Consider the following 21,487-nt stretch of genomic DNA (forward strand, 5'->3'; position numbering starts at 1 on the left):
TGCTCCGGTTGCCTATCGATTGTCAACCCAGACTTGAGTCTGTATCACTCAACTTGTTGTCGATCAGCTCAACGTGGGTTCCTGCGGATTTGTTCCCCGAGCGGTCAAATCCCGCCCAATTCGACGAAACTGCTGCTCGCCCGCCCCGACAGCGACGTTTTCGTCGAACTCGACGTCGCTCCAGTATGTACAGTGCCCCGGGTAATATGTACGTATGCCGGTCAAGCGAACCACCATCGAGCTCGACGAGGATCTCGTCAAGGCCGCTCAGCGGGTCACGGGCCAGACGGTGCGATCGACCGTCGAGGAGGGCTTGCGAAGACTGGTCGCTGCCGCCGAATTCGAACGCGAAGCCAGACGTTCGCGAGTGGCCGCCCACTTCAACGACGCACGGAACACCGTCGACGCCGATGTCCTCCAGAGGGATGAGGCCTGGCGATGACTTTGTGGGTGCTGGACAAGAGCGCCCACGTTCGGCTCTTGAACGGCTCCTCGCCACCCGCGGACATCGACCTCGCCGACCTCGTGCTGTGTGAGATCGGGGAGTTGGAGTGGCTGTACTCGACTCGCTCGGCGGCCGACTACGAGCAGCAGCGGTCCGCTCTACGTGACGTGTTTCCAGTCCTGAAGGCACCGGCCGACATCTTCGACCGGGTACGACGGCTCCAACGCGAGCTCGCACACCATCACGGCATGTGGCATCGCACGCCCATCCCAGACCTGTTCATTGCGGAAACCGCACTGTCACACGAAGCCGGGGTTCTCCACCACGATCGTGACTACGCCCGGATCGCCGAAGTCCGCCCCCGACTGGTCGAGCGTCGGTTCGACTAAGAATTCGGCACCCAGAAGCGAATTGCGGCCTTACCCGCGCACCTCCCGCTCATTGGCGCCCGACATGCGCGAGTTGCGCGAGTTGCTCACACTGTCCACGCGCTGGTCCAGCACCCGCAGATTCGCAATGTCCGAGAGCGTCTCCGTCTCGTGATGGTGACGCTTGTTCTTGTTGCGATAGCGCGTGTACTGGTACATGAAAAACGCCGGACCGGTGAGCAGGAACAGCAGGGGAATCCAGCTGCCGTCATCCGACGATGATGACGACGACGCCTGAAGACTCGCCGCGACGACGGCGTCGACAGCGGTCGACAACACTGAGAAGTCCATCGTTTCCTACCAGAAGATCAGGCCCGACACGATGGTCGCGGCTATCCCGAACACCTCGGCCACACCCGACGCCACCCACAGGCGCGTGGTGTTGATCGGCACCGAGCCCATGGTCTCGCCGGTGCGTCCGTTCACGGCGATGTAGTGCAGCAGCTCTCGGCCGTTGCCTTTCCGCTCGTAGTAGCTGTAGAGCCACACCGGCAGGTAGGCAGACACCCAGCGTTCACCGTGAACATCGATACGCTGCTGGTCCCAGCGCACGCCCCGGTCGTAGAAGTCCAAGGTCTCGACCGCGCGGAAGCGGCCGATGTCCTGAGTCTGCAGGCGAGCCGGGCCGAACATCGCGTCGACATCGAGATCGCGCCGCTGCGAGGTGAATCCCGAGAGGTAGTTGGGGTCGTAGCGTACGGCGTTCTTAGTGTCGAACGGCATGATCGAATTGATGATGTTGTTGGTGTTGCGATCGGTGTGGAAATCGCGTTTGTCGGCGGCCGATTCGATCGTGAGGTCGTCAACGTAGAGGTTGAAACTGCGGGCGACTCGATACACGTCGTAGTCGTAACGGGTTTCGGTCGTGTTGTCGTCGACGCGCACGCTGTAACTGCGGGTCGTGTGTTCGCCGACTCCGACGAACTCGACCGAGGTGTTCATGTCGATGATCAAGTAGGGCAGATAGACGCCCATGACATTCTCGGGTGCGAACTCCGCGGTGAAACGCCTGCTTGCGAAGAACTTTCGCGCTGAGACGAACGCGGAGATCCGTGCAACGGCCTCTTCCTTGGGGAGCGAGAACGGCAGCACGACATCGGGGACGGCGCCGTTGGCGATCTGCTCGTTGACGGAAAGCCTGTTGCGGCACCAGTGACAACGCGCCTGTACGGCATGGTTGGTGTCGATCGACACCTCCGCACCGCACGCGCCGCACTTGAAGCTCACGACCTCGTCGACTCCCGGCACGATGTTGCCCGTCCCCGAACCGATCTGGCGGCCGCGCAGCTCGCTGATGGGCGAGTTGAGATTGAACAGCTCGGCTGCGTTCTTCTCGCTCCACGCGAAGCGGCAGTATCGGCACACCAGGTTGCTGCTCTTGATGTCCAAGACGATGTCGGTGGCCCCACAGCGCGGGCACTTGTTGAGTCCGTCTGTGCGGTCGGACGTGGTCTGGATGACCTGCGGCCCGCCGTGCTTGTCATACGTCACGACCGGCGCCTCGCCGGGGCCGTAACCCGCGTTGCGCTCTGCCTCCCGTGCGCGGTTCACGTCGTCCCACGTGGCGTTGCCGAACTCGCCCGGTGGCGTCACCTCGACGGCCCGATCACGCGGGATGACGCCACCGGGTTGCGCATATCCGTGTGCCTGCGGCGGTGGCGCTTGCACGAACTGCTGGGGTTGGCCCGGATAGGGCGGGTACGGCCGGGGCGGGCCAGGGGCATACGGCGGTGCCGTGTGCGGATACGGCGGTGGGGGCTGACGTTGGCTCTGGTCGGGCGGGTGACCGCCAGGCCGGTTGCCCCCGTGATGCGGGCCGGTCATGGCCTACAGCCCGAGCGCCTTCGCCTTGGCGGCGTCATAATCCGCCTGCGTGATGAGGCCCTGATCGAGCATGCTCTTGAACTGCGCGAGCTTGGCCACCGGATCCTCGCCCGCAGGCGCCTGCTGGGGTGCGCCCTGAGGAGGCGGGCTCGGCGGGTAACCCTGCTGTTGCGGGTAGCTCTGGTGTGGATAGCCCTGCTGCGCATACCCCTGTTGCGGCGGATACCCCTGCGGAGGCGGCGGCACCTGCTGGTATGGCGCCGGCCCGGGAGGCTGCTGAAGGCCACCCATCGCACCACCTGCGGCGTTCATCCCCATCCCCATCATCGCGATTCCGGCGGCTCCCCCACCGCTCTCTCCCGCGGCCTGCATACCGCGCGCAACCGACTGTTGCAGGAAGGAGTTGCCCCGCGAACCGCTCAATGCGTCCGCCTTCTTGACATCCGAGAGCAGCCTGCGGGTGTCCTCGTCGTACTCGATCGACGCGATCGCGACGTTGACGATCGTGATACCCCGCCCGCTCGTCCAGCGGTACGCACTTTCGACCGCCCCCGAGAGCGACTGGGCGAAACCGATTGAGTCGCCCTGGATCCGGGCCATGCGGTTACCCTTGGCCGGATCGTTCGTGTAGTGCGAGAACGCCGGTGCGAGTGAAGACACCACCTCGGTGAAGAGTTGGCTCGCGGCAGCGTTGTCGAAGTCGGTGAAATCGAAGACCGCGCCGCCGGGTTGCAGGTATGTCAGCGGCACGAACTGGGTGGCGAACAGGATCGGGTCCACGATGCGCATCGTGTACGTGCCGCGCGTGATCGCACCCACCTGGGCGCCGAGATACGCGTCATCCCAATAGATCTCCGACTGTGTCCCGAAACGGTTGTTGGGCAGCTCCCGCAGGTTGACGTAGAAGACAAGCTGCTGGCTGCCGGGCTGGCCGCCGAACTTGAACCGCTCGAACGACTGCGTGATGAGTGGGCTCACGATGCCGTCGCCGGCGAAGATCGACTGCGAGTTCAGGTCATCGGAACGCCACACATAGCCACCGGGCTGCGCGATGAAGCCCGTGATCTTGCCGTCCTGGAATGTCAAGAGGCCCGTCCCCTCGGGCACGAGGAGCTTGGAGCCGTTGCTGATGATGTTCTGCGAGCCACGGGTGTTGGAGCCACGGCCGGCGTTCTGTCCGACCGCAACGCCGGGGAAGATCGCCGCCGTCGGGGCGACCTGCGGCGGAACGACGAAATCCTTCCACTGGTCGGCGAGTGTTCCGCCGAATGCACCCGCGAAGGCCTGGATGAATCCCACGAGTCTGCTCCTTTGACCTCGCAGCGATCCGACAGCAACCGGCCATGAATCGCATCGACGGGAGAGGACACCTGTCCTCAACTGGCAGCAAAAGCGTACTCGCGCAAACCCATGATCGGCGGCGGCAATTTCCAGTTGATCGGGCAAGTACCTGCCCGAGCGACCGTGGTCGGATGAACCGGGCGAAGGCCCCATCCGTTGCCGGCTGATCGCGCTGACTGCAGCAATGCTGAAGATCGCAGCTCAATGCTGACTGAGGTCTTCAACATTGTTGCGCATCGCGAGCGGGCAGCCGTTCCCGCCGATCCACGAAACTCGCCCGAAAGTCTGCACTTTCGTCACAGTGCGGCGGTCGGACGGCGGTGCTGCGACCTGATCAGCCGTGCAGGTGCAGCGGCGCGCCGGACACCGCCATCAGCGCCTCGCCCAGCGCTTCGTTCTGTGTCGGGTGGGCGTGCACGAACCGGGCGGCCTCGGCGGCCTTCACGCCCAGGTTGTACAGCAGCTGCGCCTCACCGATCAGCTCCGATACGCCTGCGCCGATCATGTGCACACCCACCACTGCCCCGGCGGGGTCCACCACGAGCTTAACCGCGCCGGACGCCTTGAGGATCTGGCTGCGGCCGTTGCCCGCGAGATCGTAGGTGACGGTTTCGACGCCGTCGCCGTACTGTTCGCGCGCCGCTTCCTCGGTGAGGCCGATGGACGCGATCTCGGGATGGCAGTAGGTGACGCGCGGGATGCCTGCGTCGGCGACCAGCTCGGCGTCGCGGCCCGCGATGCGCTCGGCGACGAAGATGCCGTGCTGAAACGCTCGGTGCGCCAACTGCAGTCCACCGACGATGTCGCCGATCGCATAGACGCTGGGCACGCTCGTGCGCAACTCGTCGTCGGTCACCACGAGTCCGCCGTCGACCGTCACCCCGATCTCCTCAAGGCCGAGCCCCACGGTGCGCGGTGCGCGGCCGACCGCGACCAGCAGCACGTCGGCGTTGAGCACGTCACCGGATTCCAGCGTCACCTGCACGGCCTCGTCGTCTGACTTGACCGCGGTGACGCGTGCGCCGGTTTTGGCGGTGATCCGGCGACGGCGCAACAGCCGCTCCAGGTAGGTGGAGATCGCGACGTCCTCGTTGGGCACGAGCCGGGGCAGCGCCTCGACGACGGTCACCTTGGTGCCGAACGACGCCCAGAGACTGGCGAATTCGACGCCGATGACACCGCCGCCGAGGATGATGGCCGACTCGGGGATGCGGTTGAGCTCCAAGGCCTGATCACTCGTGAGCACGCGGTCGGACATCTCGATGGCGCCGGGCACCTTGGGAGCGGATCCGGTGGCCAGCACGATCGAGCGGCCCGTGATGGTGGTGCCGTCGACCTCGACGGTCGTGGGTCCGGTGAGCCGACCCCTGCCGTTGACGACCGTGATTCCGAGCGCCGCGATCAGCCCGGAAAGCCCCTTGTGCAGGCGGGACACCACGGTGTTCTTGAAGCCGTACAGCTTCTCGGGGTCGACGCCGTCGAACGTGGCGTTGACACCGAATTGCGCTGCGGTGCGGGCGGCGTCGGCGATCTCGGCCGCGTGCAGCAGCGCCTTGGTCGGGATGCAGCCGCGGTGCAGGCACGTGCCCCCGATCTCGGCCTCGTCGATCAACACGACCGAGAGACCGAGTTGCGCCGAGCGGATCGCGGCGGCATATCCGCCCGGCCCGCCGCCGAGGATGACAACGTCTGATGAGGTCACGAAAAGCTCCTTGAGTGTTCGATGGCGGTGCGGGCTTGGTGGTAGAGGGTTCCGGCCCGATACGACGAGCGCACCAACGGTCCGGACATCACGCCGAGGAACCCGATCTCTCGGGCGATGCCGTCGAGTTCGGCGAATTCGGCTGGCGTGACCCAGCGTTCGACCGGGTGGTGACGCGGCGTGGGCCGCAGATACTGCGTGATGGTGATCAATTGGCATCCGGCGGCGTGCAGATCGCGCAGGGCAGCCACGATCTCGTCGGTGGTCTCACCCATGCCGAGGATCAGGTTCGACTTCGTGATGAGGCCTTGCGAGCGCGCGCGTTCCAGCACCCCGAGCGAACGTGTGTAGTCGAAGCCGGGCCGGATCCGACGGAAGATGCGGGGCACGGTCTCGAGGTTGTGTGCCAGCACTTCGGGCGCGGCGGCGAAGACCTCGTCGAGCTGGGCGGGGATTCCGGTGAAGTCCGGGATGAGCAGTTCCACCCCGGCGCCCGGGCAGGCCGCGTGGATCTGGCGCACGGTCTCGGCATACAACCATGCGCCGCCGTCGGGCAGGTCGTCGCGCGCGACCCCGGTGACGGTCGCGTAGCGCAACCGCATGTGCGCCACGGATTCTGCGACGCGGCGGGGCTCGTCACGGTCGAGCGGCTCCGGCCTGCCGGTGGCGATCTGGCAGAAGTCGCAGCGCCGCGTGCACTGATCGCCGCCGATCAGGAACGTCGCCTCCCGGGCTTCCCAGCATTCGAAGATGTTGGGACAGCCCGCTTCCTGGCATACCGTGTGCAGATCGTTGCTCTGCACGAGCGCGGCCAGCTCGCGGTATTCGGGTCCGGTCCGCAGCCGCGTCTTCATCCAGGACGGCTTGCGTTCGACCGGGGTCTGGGCGTTGCGGGCCTCCAGCCGAAGCAGGCGGCGGCCCTCCGGGGCGACAGTCATATCTCTCAGCATTCGACGACGTTGACGGTGACGGCGAGCCCCCCGGTCGAGGTCTCCTTGTACTTGGCGCTCATGTCCATGCCCGTGGCCCGCATGGTCTCGATGACCTGATCGAGGCTCACGCGGTGCGTGCCGTCACCCCGCAGCGCCATGCGCGCCGCGTTGATCGCCTTGCCCGCCGAGATGGCGTTGCGTTCGATGCACGGGATCTGTACCAGGCCGCCAATCGGGTCGCATGTGAGACCGAGACTGTGTTCCATCGCGATCTCGGCGGCGTTCTCCACCTGCTCCGGTGTGCCACCGAGAATTTCGGCCAGGCCACCGGCGGCCATCGACGCCGCGGAGCCGACCTCGCCTTGGCAACCGACCTCGGCTCCCGAGATCGACGCCCGCTCCTTGTACAGCGAGCCGATGGCTCCCGCGGTGAGCAGGAAGCGGACAGCGGTGTCGTCCGGATCGGCACGGCCCGCGGGCGTGTAGTGCAACGCGTAGTGCAGCACCGCCGGAATGATGCCGGCCGCACCGTTGGTCGGCGCGGTCACGATGCGGCCACCCGATGCATTCTCCTCGTTGACCGCGAGCGCCACCAGGTTCACCCAGTCCTCGGCGAAGGCCGGGTCACGGTCAGGATCCTCGGCCGCCAGACGCACATACCAGTCCCTCGCGCGCCGCCGCACCCGCAGGTTGCCGGGCAGGTAACCGTCGCGCGACATCCCGTTGGACTGGCATGCGACCATGACGTCGCGGATGTGCAGCAGGCGTTCCCGAACCTCGGTTTCGGTGCGGGACAAGCACTCCTGCCGCATCATCGCCTGGCTCACCGAAAGCCCGTCGCGGTGGGTGAGTGCCAGCAGATCGGCGGCCGAGCGGAAGCCGCCACCGGCAGCTGTCGACCCTCGCCCGGTGGGCTCGGATTCGGTGACCACGAAACCGCCGCCCACCGAGAAGTACGTCTCGCGGTAGAGCACGTCGCGCTGAGCCGAGAGTGCCGTGAGCGTCATGGCATTCGGGTGTTGCGCGAGTTGCCGGGCCGGTTCCAGGCGCATGTCGGATTCGGTCAGCGCGATGACGATCCGACCGCCCAACTGAATCTTGCCGTCGGCTCGCATCACCGCAAGCCGACGCTCCATCTCGTCGGTCTCGATGGTTTCGGGCCGGTACCCTTCGAGGCCCAGCAGAATGGCCGGCATCGTGCCGTGTCCGGCCCCGGTCGCGGCCAGCGAGCCGAAGAGGTCGACCCCGACATCCGCGACCTGATCGATCACGCCGCGGCCGGTGAGCTCGTCGACGAACATGCCCGCGGCCCGCATCGGCCCCACCGTATGGGAACTGGAAGGTCCGATGCCGACCGAGAAGAGGTCGAACACGCTGACGGCCATGCCTACAGCTCCGGATACAGCGGGAACTGCTCGGCCAGCGAACGCACCTGCGCGGCAAGCGGTTCGGTGTCGGCGTCAAGTGCGGCGATCAGCGCCGCCGCGATGACGTCGGCGACACGCGCGAACTCGTCGTCGCCGAAGCCGCGGGCCGCCAGCGCCGGGGTGCCGATGCGCAGCCCGGAGGTGACCATCGGCGGCCGGGGGTCGAACGGCACGGCGTTGCGGTTGACGGTGATGCCGACGGCATCGAGCCGGTCCTCACCCTGCTGCCCGTCGATCGCGGCGTTGCGCAGATCGACGAGCACCAGGTGCACGTCGGTTCCACCGGTGAGCACCGTGATGCCTGCGTCCTTGACATCAGGCCGGCTCAACCGCTCCGCCAGGATCTGCGCACCGCGCAGCACCCGCTGCTGGCGTTCGGCGAATTCCGGCTGGGCGGCCATCTTGAAGCCGACCGCCTTGGCGGCGACGACGTGTTCGAGCGGCCCGCCCTGCTGGCCGGGGAACACCGCCGAGTTGATCTTCTTGGCGATGTCAGCCTCGTTGGTGAGGATGACTCCACCACGCGGCCCGCCCAGGGTCTTGTGTGTCGTGGATGTGACGACATGCGCATGCGGCACCGGCGACGGATGCAGCCCGGCCGCAACCAGTCCGGCGAAATGCGCCATGTCGACCATCAGGTAGGCCCCGACCTCGTCGGCGATCTCGCGGAACCGGGCGAAGTCGAGCTGCCGCGGGTAGGCCGACCAGCCCGCGATGATCAACTGCGGCCGGTGTTCGCGGGCCGCGTCGGCCACGGCGTCCATGTCGATCAGGTAGTCCTCTTTGGACACCCCGTAGGCCGCGACGTTGTAGAGCTTGCCCGAGAAGTTCAGCCGCATGCCGTGGGTCAGATGACCACCGCAGTCCAGCGACAGCCCGAGGATCGTGTCGCCCGGCTTGATCAGCGCGTGCATCACCGCGGCGTTGGCCTGCGCACCCGAATGCGGTTGCACATTGGCGAATTCCGCGCCGAACAATGCCTTGACCCGCGTGATCGCGAGCCGCTCGATCACGTCGATGTGCTCGCAGCCGCCGTAATAGCGCCGCCCCGGATAGCCTTCGGCATACTTGTTGGTGAGCACCGAGCCTTGGGCCTGCATGACCGCGAGCGGTGCGTGGTTCTCCGAGGCGATCATCTCCAGGCCGAGGCGCTGCCGGTGCAGTTCGTCACCGATCGCGGAGGCGATCTCGGGGTCGAAGTCGGCGAGATGTCGGTCGAGGATGCTCATGTCTAGGCCTCGCTCTTCTCTGCGTATTCGGCTGCGGTCAACAGGTTTCCGGCTGCGGTGGGCTGGACCTCGAACAGCCAGCCGTTTCCGTAGGGGTCGGACGTGACGAGTGCGGGATCGTCGACGGCGGTGGTGTTGACCGCGGTGACGGTGCCGCTCACCGGTGGGTACAGCTCTGACACGGTCTTGGTGGATTCCACCTCGCCGCAGGTTTCGCCGGCCGTGATGGTGGCGCCGACCTCCGGCAGGTCGAGGAACACCAGGTCACCCAGTGCCGCGGCCGCGACCGAGGTGATGCCGACGCGGACGGGGGTGGCGGGCAGGGGGGCGCCGGGCGCGATCAGCACCCATTCGTGTTCCTCGGTGTAGCTACGGTCGTCAGGAATCGTGTTGTCTGCCATGTCAATCCTTTCAGTTGCGGCGGTAGAACGGCGCCGGGGTGACTTCGAACTGCTCTTTGTTGCCGCGGATGTCGACCTGCACCACGGTTCCCGGCTCGGCCAGCGCAGCGTCGAGATAGGCCAGGGCGATCGGATATCCGAGCGTCGGCGACAGTGCACCCGATGTCACGCTGCCGACCGCGGTCTCGTCGCCGTTGCGGTGGACGGTGTAACCCGCGCGCGCCGCGCGCCGGGTCGAGCCCTTCAGACCGACCAGCACACGGTCCGCAGGCTTTTCGGAAAGCTGCTGCAGCGCATCGCGTCCCACGAAAGGCTTGCCGAGCCGCACCATCTTGCCCAGCCCTGCTGCGTAGGGGTTGGTGTCCTGGCTGAGTTCGTGGCCGTAGAGCGCCATGCCGGCTTCGAGCCGCAGGGTGTCGCGGCAGGCCAGGCCGGCCGGCAATCCGCCGGCCTCGGTCGTGGCAGCCAGCAGCGATCGCCACAGGGCCACTGCGTGGACGTTGGGCACGTACAGTTCGAAACCGTCCTCGCCGGTGTAGCCCGTGCGGGCCAACAACACATCGATGCCGTCGACCTGCGCCTCGGTGACCGCGTAGTACTTGAGTGCGGCCACGGCCTCGGTCTGGGTCTCCGGAACCAGCGATCTCACGATGGCTTCGGACGCGGGCCCCTGCACGGCGATCAACGCGGTGGTGGTGGATTGGTCGTCGACGTGCGCGTCGAACTGTTCGGCCCGGGAATTCAGTTCACGCGCCACGGTCGGGGCGTTCGCGGCGTTGGCGACCACCAGGAAACGGTCGTCGGCCAGCCGATACACCACCAGGTCGTCGATCACGCCGCCGTCGGCGTCGCACATGAGCGAGTACTTGGCGCGCCCGACGGTGATCTTGGCTGCCTCGCCGACCAGCGCGAAGTCCAGCGCCTCTGCGGATTGCGGTCCGGTGACGTGTATTTCGCCCATGTGCGACAGGTCGAACAGGCCCGCCGCCTCGCGCACCGCCCGGTGCTCGGCGAGTTCACTGCCGTACTTGAGCGGCATGGCCCACCCGGCGAAGTCGGTGAAAGTTGCGCCCAGTGCGCGGTGTTCATCCTGCAGCGGTGATGCCGGGGTGTGTTCGGTGCTCATACGAGGGCCTCCTCGAGGAGTTCGGCGGTTTCGGTCTGGAATGCCTCGGGCGCGGGGCACGAGCACGCGAGGTTGCGGTCGCCGTGTACGCCGTCGATACGGCGGACCGGCGGCCAGTACTTGTTCTGCCGCAGGGACGCAACGGGATACACCGCGTACTGCCGGCTGTACGGCAAAGTCCACTCGGCGTCGGTGACCTGTTCGGCGGTGTGCGGGGCCTGGCGCAGCGGGCTCTGTTCGAGTGCCCACTCGCCCGCCTCGACCCGGCTGATCTCGTCGTGGATGCTGATCATTGCCGCGATGAACCGGTCCAGTTCGGCGAGGTTCTCCGATTCGGTGGGTTCGACCATGAGCGTGCCGTTGACGGGGAAGGACAGCGTCGGAGCGTGGAAGCCGTAGTCGATCAACCGCTTTGCGACGTCTTCGGCGGTCACCCCGGTCCGCTTGGTGATCTCGCGCAGGTCGAGGATGCACTCGTGCGCGACCAACCCGGATTCGCCGGTGTAGAGCACGGGGTAGTACGGGGACAGCGACGTCGCGACGTAGTTGGCTGCCAGCACTGCGGCCTTGGTGGCCGCGGTCAACCCGTCGGGCCCCATGAGCGCCAGGTACGCCCAGGTGATCGGCAGGATGCCGGCCGATCCGTAGTTGGCCGCCGAGACCGGGGCCGGACCGTCCTGCAGCGGATCACCCGGCAGGAACGGCGCCAGATGCGCGCGGACCGCGACGGGCCCGACGCCTGGGCCGCCACCGCCGTGCGGAATGCAGAACGTCTTGTGCAGGTTGAGGTGCGAGACATCGCCACCGAACTCACCGGGTTTGGCCAGGCCCACAAGGGCGTTCAGGTTGGCACCGTCGACGTAGACCTGCCCGCCCACAGCGTGGACCAGGTCGCACACCGTGCGGACGTCGGTTTCGTAGACACCGTGGGTCGACGGGTAGGTGAGCATGATCGCCGCGACCTTGCCGTCGTGGTCGGCCAGTTTGGCCCGCAGGTCGTCGAGATCGATGTTCCCGTTGGCTGCGGTCTTGACCACGACGACGCGCATGCCTGCCAAGACCGCCGACGCCGCGTTGGTGCCGTGCGCGGATTGCGGGATGAGGCACACGTCGCGGTGGTCGTCGCCGCGTGACCGGTGGTAGGCGTTGATGGCCAGCAGGCCCGCGAGCTCACCCTGGGATCCGGCGTTGGGCTGCAGGGAAACCCGGTCGTAGCCGGTGATCTCGGCCAACCACGTCTCGAGATTGCCGATCAGCTCGAGGTAGCCCGCGGTCTGTTCGGCGGGCGCGTACGGGTGGATGCCCGCGAATTCGGGCCAGCTGATCGGTTCCATCTCGGCGGCCGCATTGAGTTTCATGGTGCAGGATCCGAGCGGGATCATGGTGCGGTCCAGCGCCAGATCCTTGTCGGAGAGCTCCCGCAGGAATCGCAGCATCGCCGTTTCCGAGCGGTGCTCGTGGAACACGGGGTGCGTGAGGAATTCCGACGTGCGCAGGAGCTCGGCAGGCAACACAGAGGAGCCGGTGCCGGGTGTCGCGCCGAAAACCGCGAGCACACGCCGGATCACGTCGTCGGTTGTGCATTCGTCGCACGCGATGCCGACGTGGTCGGCGTCGACCAGCCGCAGGTTGATGCCCGCCCGCTCGGCGGCCGCGACGATCTCGCGGGCCCGGCCCGGCACCTGCACCAGCACGGTGTCGAAGAACCGCTCGTGTACGACGGTGTGGCCGGCCTGCCGTAGACCGGCCGCGAGCGATACGGCGTGACGGTGGACGCGGGTTGCGATGGCGCGCAATCCTTCCGGGCCGTGGTATGCCGCGTACATGGCGGCGACGTTGGCCAGCAGAGCCTGGGCGGTGCAGATGTTGCTGGTGGCCTTGTCCCGGCGGATGTGTTGTTCGCGGGTCTGCAGCGCCAGCCGGTAGGCCGGCTTGCCGTCCACGTCGACCGACACCCCGACCAGCCGGCCGGGCAGCATGCGCTCCAATCCGGACCGGACGGCCAGGTACCCGGCGTGCGGGCCGCCGAAGAACAGCGGAACCCCGAACCTCTGGGCCGAGCCCACCGCGATGTCGGCGCCCTGCTCGCCGGGCGCGGCAATCAAGGTCAGCGCCAGCAGATCGGCCGCGACCGTGGTGAGCGCACCGCGGTCACGGGCCGCGGCGATCACCGGCGCGAGGTTCCGCACGGCACCACTGGCACCCGGGGACTGGAAAACCACGCCGAAGGCGTCACCGTCGGGCAATCCGTCGGTGAGGTCGGCGACCACCACGTCGATGCCGACGGCTTCGGCCCGCCCACGCACCACCGCAAGCGTCTGCGGCAGGCAATCCGTATCCAGCACAACGCGTTCGGACTTCACGGTCTTGTTGGCCCGCCGCATCAGCAGCACGGCCTCCATGACCGCGGTGGCCTCGTCCAGCAGGGAGGCACCGGCCACGGGTAGTGCGGTGAGATCGGCGACGAGCGTCTGGAACGTCAGCAGCGCTTCGAGCCTGCCCTGTGAGATCTCGGGCTGGTACGGCGTGTAGGCGGTGTACCAGGCCGGCGATTCCAGCATGTTGCGCCGCAGCACGGCCGGGGTGACGGTGTCGTGATACCCCAGACCGATCATCTGGATCCGCGGCTGGTTGCGATCGGCCAGCTCGCGCAGGGCCGCGAGCACGTGCTGTTCGGACCGCGCGGCAGGCAGGCGCAGGCCGTCTGAGCAGCGGATCTGCTGCGGCACCGCGCTGTCGATCAATTCGTCGATTGAGCCGTATCCGAGCGCATCCAGCATGTGCTGCTGAGCGCTGCCGTCAGGACCGATGTGACGATCGGGGAAATCCATGAGGTGACTCCGGTTTCGGGCATCGCAGTTACGCGATGCGTCGGGTGGTGACACCTCCCCGCTCTGTCCTGAAACCTGAGAGTTTTAGCGCGCTGCGCTGTTCCCCTTCGGTAAGCGTGACCGGTGGGTCGCGCTGTTCTCCAGAGTTGCCTCGACACTGCGGTATTGGGCCTGAGAGATTCCCGGGGAGGGACTTGCTCCTACGGCACCTCCGAAATCGGAGGTTCTCCCACAGTGCGTCGTCGACGTATTGAGTTGTGTGATGCATGCTACTCGACTACCCGGCGGTTACCGCAACCCCACCGTCGACGGGCAAGCCCGGCTTCGCTGTCGCAACTATGCGCGACACGATGTCGAAAACCACCGTTGCCGCTGCTACGCAAGTGATTTCGGCGTGGTCGTGCGCAGTCGGACCCGCAGTTCGGTGCGGCCGAAGAAGCCACCGATCAGGCCCGGCCGGCGCGTTCGAGGTCGGCCTGGACCGAGTGCGCGCGCCGGATCAGCATGACCGCCTCGTCCAGGTCTGCCGCGTCCTCGGAGTACAGGTGGGTGTCACCGAGCCAGCGCGGCGGTGTCGGCGTGGTCGGCAGCCTCCGGGCCGTGACCGGCAGGCAGAGCACGCTGCAGCGAACAGACCGGTGTGGCCATCCCGTCATCCACCGGGGACTTGGGCGCCGCACCGGGTGACCAGGTACGGTGCCCACATCTCGGACACACCCGGTAGGTGGGGAGGCGATCGGTCAGCGATGTCACAGGAACTGTCGAAGAAGGGTCCGGACGACAAGGACGACCACGTGGGCGATGAGGTTCCGGTACGTCGCAAGGACATGCAGCGCCGGGCCTTCAAGCTCGCCACACCGGTCGGCGAGATCGCCATCGCGATCCGCACCCCGCGCAACCAGCGCCCGCTGCTGCCCAAGCGGTTCGACCCGTTCGGCATCGCCGACCGTGCGCTCGACGCCGCGAAGACCGGGGTCAAACTGGCCGTCTGGGGCGAGGAGCAGTTGGCCACGCTGGTGAAGAACCGGCTCGAAGCCATCGACTCGGGTCCGCAGCCGGTGCCGCTGGCCACCCCCGAGGAGCCGACGGCCGAATCGCTCAACTCCAAGATGGACCGGCTTCTCGACCGTGCCCTGGACCAGAGCACGGTCGGCAGCCAGGTCGAGTTGTACCACCGGCTGCTCGACCAGCTGGTGGCCGACGAGGCCCGGATCATCGGTGCGCTCTCCGAGGGCGCGACTTCGCCACTGGTCAACGTCCACACCTGGACGCGATCCCGCACCCCAGGTCAGGCCGTACTGGAGAACGCATGTCTGATCGGCCGCACGGCCAACGTGGCTTTGCCCAATATGGTCCCGCAGTACGTCGGCCATCTGCTATCACTGGGATTGGTTGAGACCGGTCCGGAGGATCCGTCACAGAAGGCGGACTACGAGGTGCTCATGGCCGAGCCCATGGTGTTGCGGGCGGTCAAGAACGCATCGCGTGGGCCCCTCACCGCACGGGTGGAGAAGCTGACCCTGTCCCTTTCGGGTCTGGGTCGTGGCTTGTGGGAGGCCGCGGTGAAACAGGACGGTTCGTGACCGCCAGCGAGACGATTCTCGCTATCCAGACGTGGCAGGAGATCCAGGCCGATTTCAGTGTCAACTGGCTGATCTACCTGTCCATGCCCTTTGTCGCCGCCTTCGTCGGGTGGAGCACCAAGATCGTCGCGCTGGAGATGCTCTACCGGCCGATGGAGTTCAAGGGCATCGGGCCGTTCGGCTGGCAGGGCATCGTGCCCCGCCGCGCAGGCAAGGTGGGCTCGAAGACCATCGAACTGCTCACCCAGAAGCTGCTCAAACCCGAGGAGCTGCTCGAAAAGGTCGACGCCAAGGAAGCTGTCAACGCGTTGCGGGAGCCGCTGACTCAGGCGGTCGACGAGATCTCGCGCGACATCGCCGAGCAGATCCGCCCGGGCCTGTGGGACTCACTGCCCGAGGCCGCGCGCAATGCGATCCAGGCCCGCATCCACGACCAGACCCCCAAGGTCGTGGAGAAGATGCTCAACGAGATGCGGGCCGACCTCAACCGGTTCGTCGACATCCAGTACCTCGCGGTCACCACGCTGGTCCGCAACAAGGACAAACTCAACAAGCTCATGCGTGGGCTCGGCGACAACGCCATGGCCTTCGTGCGCCGCAGCGGCATCTACTTCGGGCTCGTCATCGGTGTCGTGCAGATGTTCGCGTGGGCGCTGTTCCAGAACCCGTGGATCATGCCGGCCTTCGGCTTCGGTGTCGGTTTCATCAGTGACTACATCGCGCTCAACATGTTGTTCCGGCCCATCCATCCGACGAAGTACCTCGGCTTCATCCCGTTCCAGGGACTTCTGCACGCGCAACGCGACACCATCACCAAGGATTACGCGCGGATCCTGGCCGAGGATCTGTTCTCCCCCGAGATCCTGTTCGACGGCGTGCTCCGCGGCCCGGGCGCCGACAAGCTGTTCGCCCTCGTCGGCAAGGAGGTCGAGGCGGCCATCGACGCGCAGACTGGCATCGCGACGCCGCTGGTCAAGTTCGCGGTCGGCACGCAGCGCTACAACGCGCTCAAGGACAGCATGGTGAAGATGGTGCTGGAGCGGCTGCCCACCACGCTCGTCGAGGCGCAGGACTACGCCATGAACGCCCTGGACCTGGAGAAGACCATCATCGACAAGATGGGTCAGCTCACCAATGAGGAGTACGAGTCGATCCTGCGGCCCGTGTTCAAGGACGACGAGCCGACCATGATCGCGGTCGGTGCGATCCTCGGTGGCATCGTCGGCGAGATCCAGGTGCAGCTGATCGAGCACTTCGGGCACGAACCCGAGCCGGTCAGCGCGCTGCGCGTCTTGCTCCGTCAGTAGGCCGGAATAACCCCGCAACCCACCCGGTTACATCCAGCGTCCAACAAAACTAAACTGATCGTACAGTTCAGTTAAGCAGAGAACAGGTGGCATGACATGAGCGTTTGGTTCATCACCGGAGCATCCCGCGGATTCGGCCTGCAGATCGCCCGCGACGCGCTGGCCCGCGGCCATCAGGTCGTCGCGACCGCGCGGGACGCCGCGACCGTCACCGCCGCGCTCGGCGACGACGACAACGTCCTGGCCGTCGCGCTCGACGTGACCAACGAAGACCAGGCACACCAGGCCGCGAAGGCTGCCGTGGACCGTTTCGGCCGCATCGACGTACTGATCAACAACGCCGGGCGCGGCCTGCTCGGCGCCGTCGAGGAAGCCACCGACGCCGAGGTGCGCGCGGTCTACGAGACCAACGTATTCGGCCTGCTGACCGTCACGCGCGCGGTCGCCCCGGTGCTGCGGGCCCAGCGCTCTGGCACCATCGTCAACATCTCCTCGGTCGGCGGATTCGTCGGCTCACCCGGCTGGGGTGTCTACGCGTCGACCAAGTTCGCCGTCGAGGCGCTCACCGAGGCCCTGCACGCCGAACTGCAGCCACTGGGCGTGCACGTGATGGTCGTCGAGCCCGGCTACTTCCGCACGGACTTCCTCGACTCGTCGAGCCTGCAGACCCAGCAGAACGTCATCGCCGACTACACCGACGGCCCCGCGGGCAAGATGCGCGTCACCGCGGGCGAGCGCAACCACGACCAACCCGGCGACCCGGTCAAGGCCGCCAAGGCCATCATCGACGTCGTGGAATCCGCGCAGCCGCCGCTGCGCCTGCTGCTTGGCAACGACACCATCGCGGCGGTCGAGGGCAAGATCGCCCACGTGCAGGCCGAGCTGGCGCAGTGGCGCACCGTCGCCGAGTCCACCGACTTCGACGATGTCGCCTGAAAACGGCAGTGGGGCGGGCGAATACACCTTCGTCCGCCCCACCGGCGCGCGCAGCGACCGCATCCACCAGGCCATCCTCGACGCCACCGCGACACTGCTCGACGAGGGCGGATACCCGGCCACCACGGTCGACGCGATCGCCGCCCGGTCCGGCGCCAGCAAGGCCACCATCTACAAACACTGGCCCTCGCGAACGGCGGTGGCGGCCGAGGCATTCGGCACCATGATGGCCCAGAATCTGCCGCTGCCCGACACCGGAAGCACCACAGGCGATCTCACCGAACAGGTGGTCCGGGTCTCGGCGTTCTACGCCAGCGCGCGCGGCGAGGTGTTCACCCAGTTGCTCGCGGCATGCGTCGACGACGCGACCGGCGCGGCGTACTTCCGCGAGTACTTCCTCAACGGCCGACGGGCCGCGATCACCGAACTGTGGCAGCGCGGCGTGGCCCGCGGCGACGCCGACGCGAACATTGCGATCGACGACGTCATCGACATCCTGTTCGGCCCGCTGATCTTCCGCCGCATGACGGGTCATTACACGCTCACCGAGGAGCACGCGCGACGGCTCGCCGAGACCGCGCTGCGGGGACTGCTCCCCGAGTTCGACGAAAACGCTGCTCCAACACGATGATCACGACGTTTTCGTCGAGTTGGACGGCGCACGTCACGTGCAGCCGCAGGACTCCCCTGTTCGCAGCGACGGCACCGCGGCACCTTCGTCCGGATCGCCGAGCAACCGACCGAGCGCCCGGCGGGCCAAAGCGTCGACAGGCTGCTGCGCCGCGGTGAGCCGCGGCCGGCCATAGTCGGCGGCGCTGCCGTCGAAACCCACGACCCGAATGTCGTCGGGAACCCGCAGGCCCGCGTCGAAGACCGCCCGGACCGTCGCGGCGGCCTGCCCGAACGTCGCGACCACCAACGCTTGCGGCAGCCGCGTGCGGCCCCGCAGGAATTCCCCGACCGCCGCGTAGGCACCGGCCGGGGTGAGGTCGGTGCGGATCTGCCGGACGCCCTCGCCTGCTACCGACCGGACGCCGGCGAACCGCTGCTCGACGGTTTCCCGGTCGCCGTGGCGCACATCGGCTTCGGTGAAGCCGCCGACGAACGCGATGTCCCGGCATTCGTGCGCGTCGAGCAGGTGCCGGGTGACGAGCGCACCGGCCAGCACGTGGTCGACGCCGACGATCTCCGCGGCGACCTCGCCTCGGATGTTGTGCATCCACACCACGGGGATGCGCTCGTGGCGGCACAGTCTGGCCGTCTCGGGCGCGTTCGCGGCACCGATCACCAGCAGGCCGTCGATCCCCACCTCGGCGAACGCGGTCGCGAATTCCAGCTCACGTTCCGGGTCGTAACCGGTGTTGCCGATCACGGTGAGGTGGTCGCGCGCGCGGGCCTCCACCTCGATGCGCCCGACGAACTGCCCGAACAGCGGCAGCGTGAGGTCGGGCACGAGTAGTCCGATCTGCCGCCAGCGCCGCGGCCGGCGCAGCGCGCGGGCTCTCAGGTCGGGGCGGTAGTTCAACTCGTCGATCGCGCTGATCACCTTGGCGCGCAAGGATTCCGACACGGGCCGTGGCCCGTTGTTGAGTACGTAGCTCACCACGGCCGTCGACGTACCGGCACGGCTCGCCACGTCGGCCAACGTCGGGCGTTTTCCACTCACACCTGTTGTCCTCGCTCCTCGAAAATGCTTTCGCCACCTTTTCGATCACTGCGATTGTGACGGTTCCGCGCATGCTCGCGCTCGTTACGCTAATCGATTAGAACCGTTACGCGGAGGATCCGCGGACGTAACACGACGTTGGTGGAGTAACTCGCATGGCATATGTACGACAGTCCGGGGTGACCTACCTCGACCCTGAACTCGTTCACGACAGCTTCGTCCTGTTCACCGGCGCCGATTCGGTCACCCGCGTCATCGACCTCAACGGCACCGTCGTGCACGAATGGCCCTACGCCGGCGTGCCGCCCCGCATCCTCGACCCGGCGCTCAACGACGGCCGCATCGGCGACGTGGGCGTCCAGTTGTCCGACAGCGGCGACGCCCGCGGCGGCATCTACGCCAACGGCACAGTGGGGCAGCTCAGTTGGTCGGGCGAGCGGGTGTGGTCGTGGGGTGAGCAGGCCCCGGGTGGGGCAGCCCGGCAGAACCACGATTGGGAGCTGCTACCGAACGGCAACCGGCTGATCCTGGTGACGGTACCCCGCGTGGTACCCGCGCTGGGCGATCACGTGGTCGGCGACCAGGGCCTCTACGAGGTCACCCCGGCAGGCGAGATCGTGTGGACCTGGCTGGCCGGTGACCACCTCGACGAGTTCGGGTTCTCCGAGGCGGGGTGGGCCGCACTGCGCGAGACCGTGGCCCGCGACCCCGAGGATCCGTGGGGCTACCTGGAGATGAACAGCGCGAAATCTCTTGGCCCCAACCGCTGGAACGACGCGCAACCCGACAGCGTGTTCCGGCCCGACAACATCCTGGTGAGCTTCCGCAAGGCCAACATCATCGCGCTCATCGACAAGGCCACCGGCGCCGTCGCCTGGAAGGTCGGCCCCTACTACACCGCCGAGGCCGGGGCCCAGCACCAGCGGATCAACGCCCACAAGGTGCCGCGCGCGCTGGATCAGACCTCGGGACAACACAATCCGCACATGATCGCGCCCGGCCTGCCCGGCGCGGGCAACATCCTGGTGTTCGACAACCAGGGCGGGGCCGGCTACCCGCCCGCACCCATCGGCATCTACGCCGGGTCGCGAATCCTCGAAATCGATCCGGTCACCAGGGAAATCGTGTGGCAGTACACCGCCGAGGACTCGGGCAGGCCGTCGTGGACGTTCTTCAGTTCGTTCGTCAGCAACGCGCAGCGGCTTCCCAACGGCAACACGCTGATCACCGAGGGCATGCACGGCAGGCTGTTCCAGGTGACGTCGGACGGCGACGTCGTCTGGGAGTACCACAGCCCATACCAGGGTTACGGCGTGGCCGGAGAGCCCGAGGTCAAGCAGCCCCGCGTGCCCGGGGTCGACCGGCTCACCCTGACCGCCCTGGTGTACCGGTCGCAGGCCGTCCCGTTCGACTGGACCCCGGCCGGCACCCCACGCACGCCACTGCGGGCGGTAGGTCTCGGAGACCGGCCATGACAGCGGGATTGGCGATCCGGGCGCGGGCCGCGAGCCCGCCCCGCCCGGCACCGGCGCGCCTGAGGTCGGCACTGGCCCGGTTCGGGACGCTCGGCTGGACGGTCGCCGGCCTGGCGCTGGCGGCGGCGGTGTGGTCGCTCGCGGTGGCCACCGGCCGGTTCCCCCGGCAGCTGTTCCCCAGCGTGCCGGAGATCCTCGCAGCCGGGCACACGCTGTGGGTCGAAGGGCTGTTGCTCGATGACGTGACCGCGAGCTTACGCAGGGCCGCAGTCGGTTTCGTGATCGGCGCGGTCGTCGGCGTGGTGGTCGCGGTGCTCACCGCGACCACGGCGGCAGGCCGCAATCTGCTCCAACCGGTGCTGCGGGTCTTCTCCCCTATTCCGACGATCGGATTGGTGCCGCTGGCCATCCTGTGGTTCGGCCTTGGCGAGAACAGCAAGACCCTGGTGATCGCGCTCGGCGTGTTCGTGCCGGTGTGGATCAACAGCCACGCCGGGCTGGCAAGCACACCGGCGGACTACCTCAAGGCCGCGCGCTGCCTCGGCGCCGGCCGGTGGCAGACGCTGCGCAAAGTAGTGCTGCCCGAAGCCGCCCCGGACATCGCGTCGGGCCTGCGGGTCGGAGCCGCAATGGCGTTCGTGTTGATCGTGGTGGCCGAGATGACCGGCACCACAGCTGGTATCGGTTACCGCATCTATCAGGCGCAGCTGTTCTCACAAGCCGACCGGCTCATCTTCTGCCTGATCATCCTGGGCGTCGTGGGCGCGCTGTGCGACGTGGCCGTCAGCTCTGCCACCGCACCGTTCACCCGCTGGGCCAAGGAGGAACGCTGAC

The 21,487-nt window shown here is 67.1% G+C and carries 20 protein-coding genes and 1 riboswitch; of the genes, 8 read left to right on the forward strand and 12 right to left on the reverse strand.

Annotation, left to right across the window (positions count from 1 at the left end):
• Positions 1-214: 214 nt before the first annotated feature.
• Complete coding sequence (locus G6N67_RS06795; protein ID WP_036433479.1) at positions 215-442, forward strand: type II toxin-antitoxin system VapB family antitoxin; 228 nt, start codon at positions 215-217, stop codon at positions 440-442.
• Positions 439-834: a PIN domain-containing protein gene (locus G6N67_RS06800; RefSeq protein ID WP_036433478.1), complete on the forward strand. Its 396-nt coding sequence runs from the start codon at positions 439-441 to the stop codon at positions 832-834. Before G6N67_RS06795 ends, G6N67_RS06800 begins: the two co-directional genes overlap by 4 nt.
• A gap of 30 nt (positions 835-864) precedes the next feature.
• On the opposite strand, the gene G6N67_RS06805 is transcribed toward G6N67_RS06800, so the two are convergent.
• From G6N67_RS06805 to G6N67_RS06855, 11 genes are all read right to left on the reverse strand, one after another.
• Entirely contained in the window at positions 865-1,164 is a 300-nt protein-coding gene (locus tag G6N67_RS06805; protein WP_036433477.1) for a hypothetical protein, read from the reverse strand.
• Between the two features lie 6 nt (positions 1,165-1,170).
• Positions 1,171-2,697, reverse strand: coding sequence for a TFIIB-type zinc ribbon-containing protein (locus tag G6N67_RS06810; protein ID WP_230023100.1), 1,527 nt, complete (start codon positions 2,695-2,697; stop codon positions 1,171-1,173).
• A gap of 3 nt (positions 2,698-2,700) precedes the next feature.
• The gene (locus tag G6N67_RS06815) at positions 2,701-3,996 is read right to left on the reverse strand and encodes an SPFH domain-containing protein (protein WP_036433476.1); all 1,296 of its coding nucleotides are present in this window, start codon (positions 3,994-3,996) and stop codon (positions 2,701-2,703) included.
• A 376-nt stretch (positions 3,997-4,372) separates the two neighbouring features.
• Positions 4,373-5,740 (reverse strand): dihydrolipoyl dehydrogenase, encoded by a 1,368-nt coding sequence (gene lpdA, locus G6N67_RS06820; RefSeq protein WP_036433475.1) that lies wholly within the window; start codon positions 5,738-5,740, stop codon positions 4,373-4,375.
• Complete coding sequence (gene lipA, locus G6N67_RS06825) at positions 5,737-6,678, reverse strand: lipoyl synthase (protein WP_036433474.1); 942 nt, start codon at positions 6,676-6,678, stop codon at positions 5,737-5,739. Before lipA ends, lpdA begins: the two co-directional genes overlap by 4 nt.
• A 5-nt stretch (positions 6,679-6,683) precedes the next feature.
• Positions 6,684-8,057 carry an L-serine ammonia-lyase gene (locus tag G6N67_RS06830; protein WP_036433473.1) on the reverse strand — a complete coding sequence of 458 codons (1,374 nt, stop codon included), beginning with the start codon at positions 8,055-8,057 and terminating at the stop codon, positions 6,684-6,686.
• Between the two features lie 2 nt (positions 8,058-8,059).
• Positions 8,060-9,328, reverse strand: coding sequence for a serine hydroxymethyltransferase (glyA, locus tag G6N67_RS06835; RefSeq protein ID WP_036433472.1), 1,269 nt, complete (start codon positions 9,326-9,328; stop codon positions 8,060-8,062).
• A gap of 2 nt (positions 9,329-9,330) precedes the next feature.
• Positions 9,331-9,729, reverse strand: a complete 399-nt coding sequence (gene gcvH / locus G6N67_RS06840; protein WP_036433471.1) for a glycine cleavage system protein GcvH — start codon at positions 9,727-9,729, stop codon at positions 9,331-9,333.
• Positions 9,730-9,739: 10 nt separating this feature from the next.
• Entirely contained in the window at positions 9,740-10,855 is a 1,116-nt protein-coding gene (gene gcvT / locus G6N67_RS06845) for a glycine cleavage system aminomethyltransferase GcvT (protein ID WP_036433470.1), read from the reverse strand.
• Positions 10,852-13,686 (reverse strand): aminomethyl-transferring glycine dehydrogenase, encoded by a 2,835-nt coding sequence (gcvP, locus tag G6N67_RS06850; protein WP_051578770.1) that lies wholly within the window; start codon positions 13,684-13,686, stop codon positions 10,852-10,854. The genes gcvT and gcvP overlap by 4 nt, the downstream gene beginning before the upstream one ends.
• Before the next feature lie 53 nt (positions 13,687-13,739).
• A riboswitch (glycine riboswitch) is annotated at positions 13,740-13,840 on the reverse strand.
• A gap of 292 nt (positions 13,841-14,132) precedes the next feature.
• The gene (locus tag G6N67_RS06855; RefSeq protein ID WP_163642134.1) at positions 14,133-14,306 is read right to left on the reverse strand and encodes a hypothetical protein; all 174 of its coding nucleotides are present in this window, start codon (positions 14,304-14,306) and stop codon (positions 14,133-14,135) included.
• A 126-nt stretch (positions 14,307-14,432) separates the two neighbouring features.
• Here G6N67_RS06855 and G6N67_RS06860 point away from each other — a divergent pair, with 126 nt between their 5' ends.
• From G6N67_RS06860 to G6N67_RS06875, 4 genes are all read left to right on the forward strand, one after another.
• Positions 14,433-15,269, forward strand: a complete 837-nt coding sequence (locus G6N67_RS06860; protein ID WP_179976807.1) for an Abi-alpha family protein — start codon at positions 14,433-14,435, stop codon at positions 15,267-15,269.
• Between the two features lie 83 nt (positions 15,270-15,352).
• A complete protein-coding gene (locus G6N67_RS06865; protein ID WP_235750276.1) occupies positions 15,353-16,576 on the forward strand; it encodes a DUF445 domain-containing protein in 1,224 nt (407 codons plus the stop codon).
• 96 nt (positions 16,577-16,672) lie between these two features.
• A complete protein-coding gene (locus G6N67_RS06870) occupies positions 16,673-17,512 on the forward strand; it encodes an oxidoreductase (RefSeq protein ID WP_036433469.1) in 840 nt (279 codons plus the stop codon).
• Positions 17,502-18,143: a TetR/AcrR family transcriptional regulator gene (locus tag G6N67_RS06875; protein WP_036433468.1), complete on the forward strand. Its 642-nt coding sequence runs from the start codon at positions 17,502-17,504 to the stop codon at positions 18,141-18,143. The genes G6N67_RS06870 and G6N67_RS06875 overlap by 11 nt, the downstream gene beginning before the upstream one ends.
• Positions 18,144-18,176: 33 nt before the next feature.
• On the opposite strand, the gene G6N67_RS06880 is transcribed toward G6N67_RS06875, so the two are convergent.
• Positions 18,177-19,178 carry a LacI family DNA-binding transcriptional regulator gene (locus G6N67_RS06880; protein ID WP_230023103.1) on the reverse strand — a complete coding sequence of 334 codons (1,002 nt, stop codon included), beginning with the start codon at positions 19,176-19,178 and terminating at the stop codon, positions 18,177-18,179.
• A gap of 155 nt (positions 19,179-19,333) precedes the next feature.
• Here G6N67_RS06880 and G6N67_RS06885 point away from each other — a divergent pair, with 155 nt between their 5' ends.
• The gene (locus tag G6N67_RS06885) at positions 19,334-20,653 is read left to right on the forward strand and encodes an aryl-sulfate sulfotransferase (RefSeq protein WP_036433466.1); all 1,320 of its coding nucleotides are present in this window, start codon (positions 19,334-19,336) and stop codon (positions 20,651-20,653) included.
• On the forward strand, positions 20,650-21,486 hold the full coding sequence (locus G6N67_RS06890) for an ABC transporter permease (protein ID WP_036433465.1): 837 nt from the start codon (positions 20,650-20,652) through the stop codon (positions 21,484-21,486). Before G6N67_RS06885 ends, G6N67_RS06890 begins: the two co-directional genes overlap by 4 nt.
• Position 21,487 lies beyond the last annotated feature (1 nt).

This window comes from Mycolicibacterium mageritense, assembly GCF_010727475.1.
Classification (GTDB): domain Bacteria; phylum Actinomycetota; class Actinomycetes; order Mycobacteriales; family Mycobacteriaceae; genus Mycobacterium; species Mycobacterium mageritense.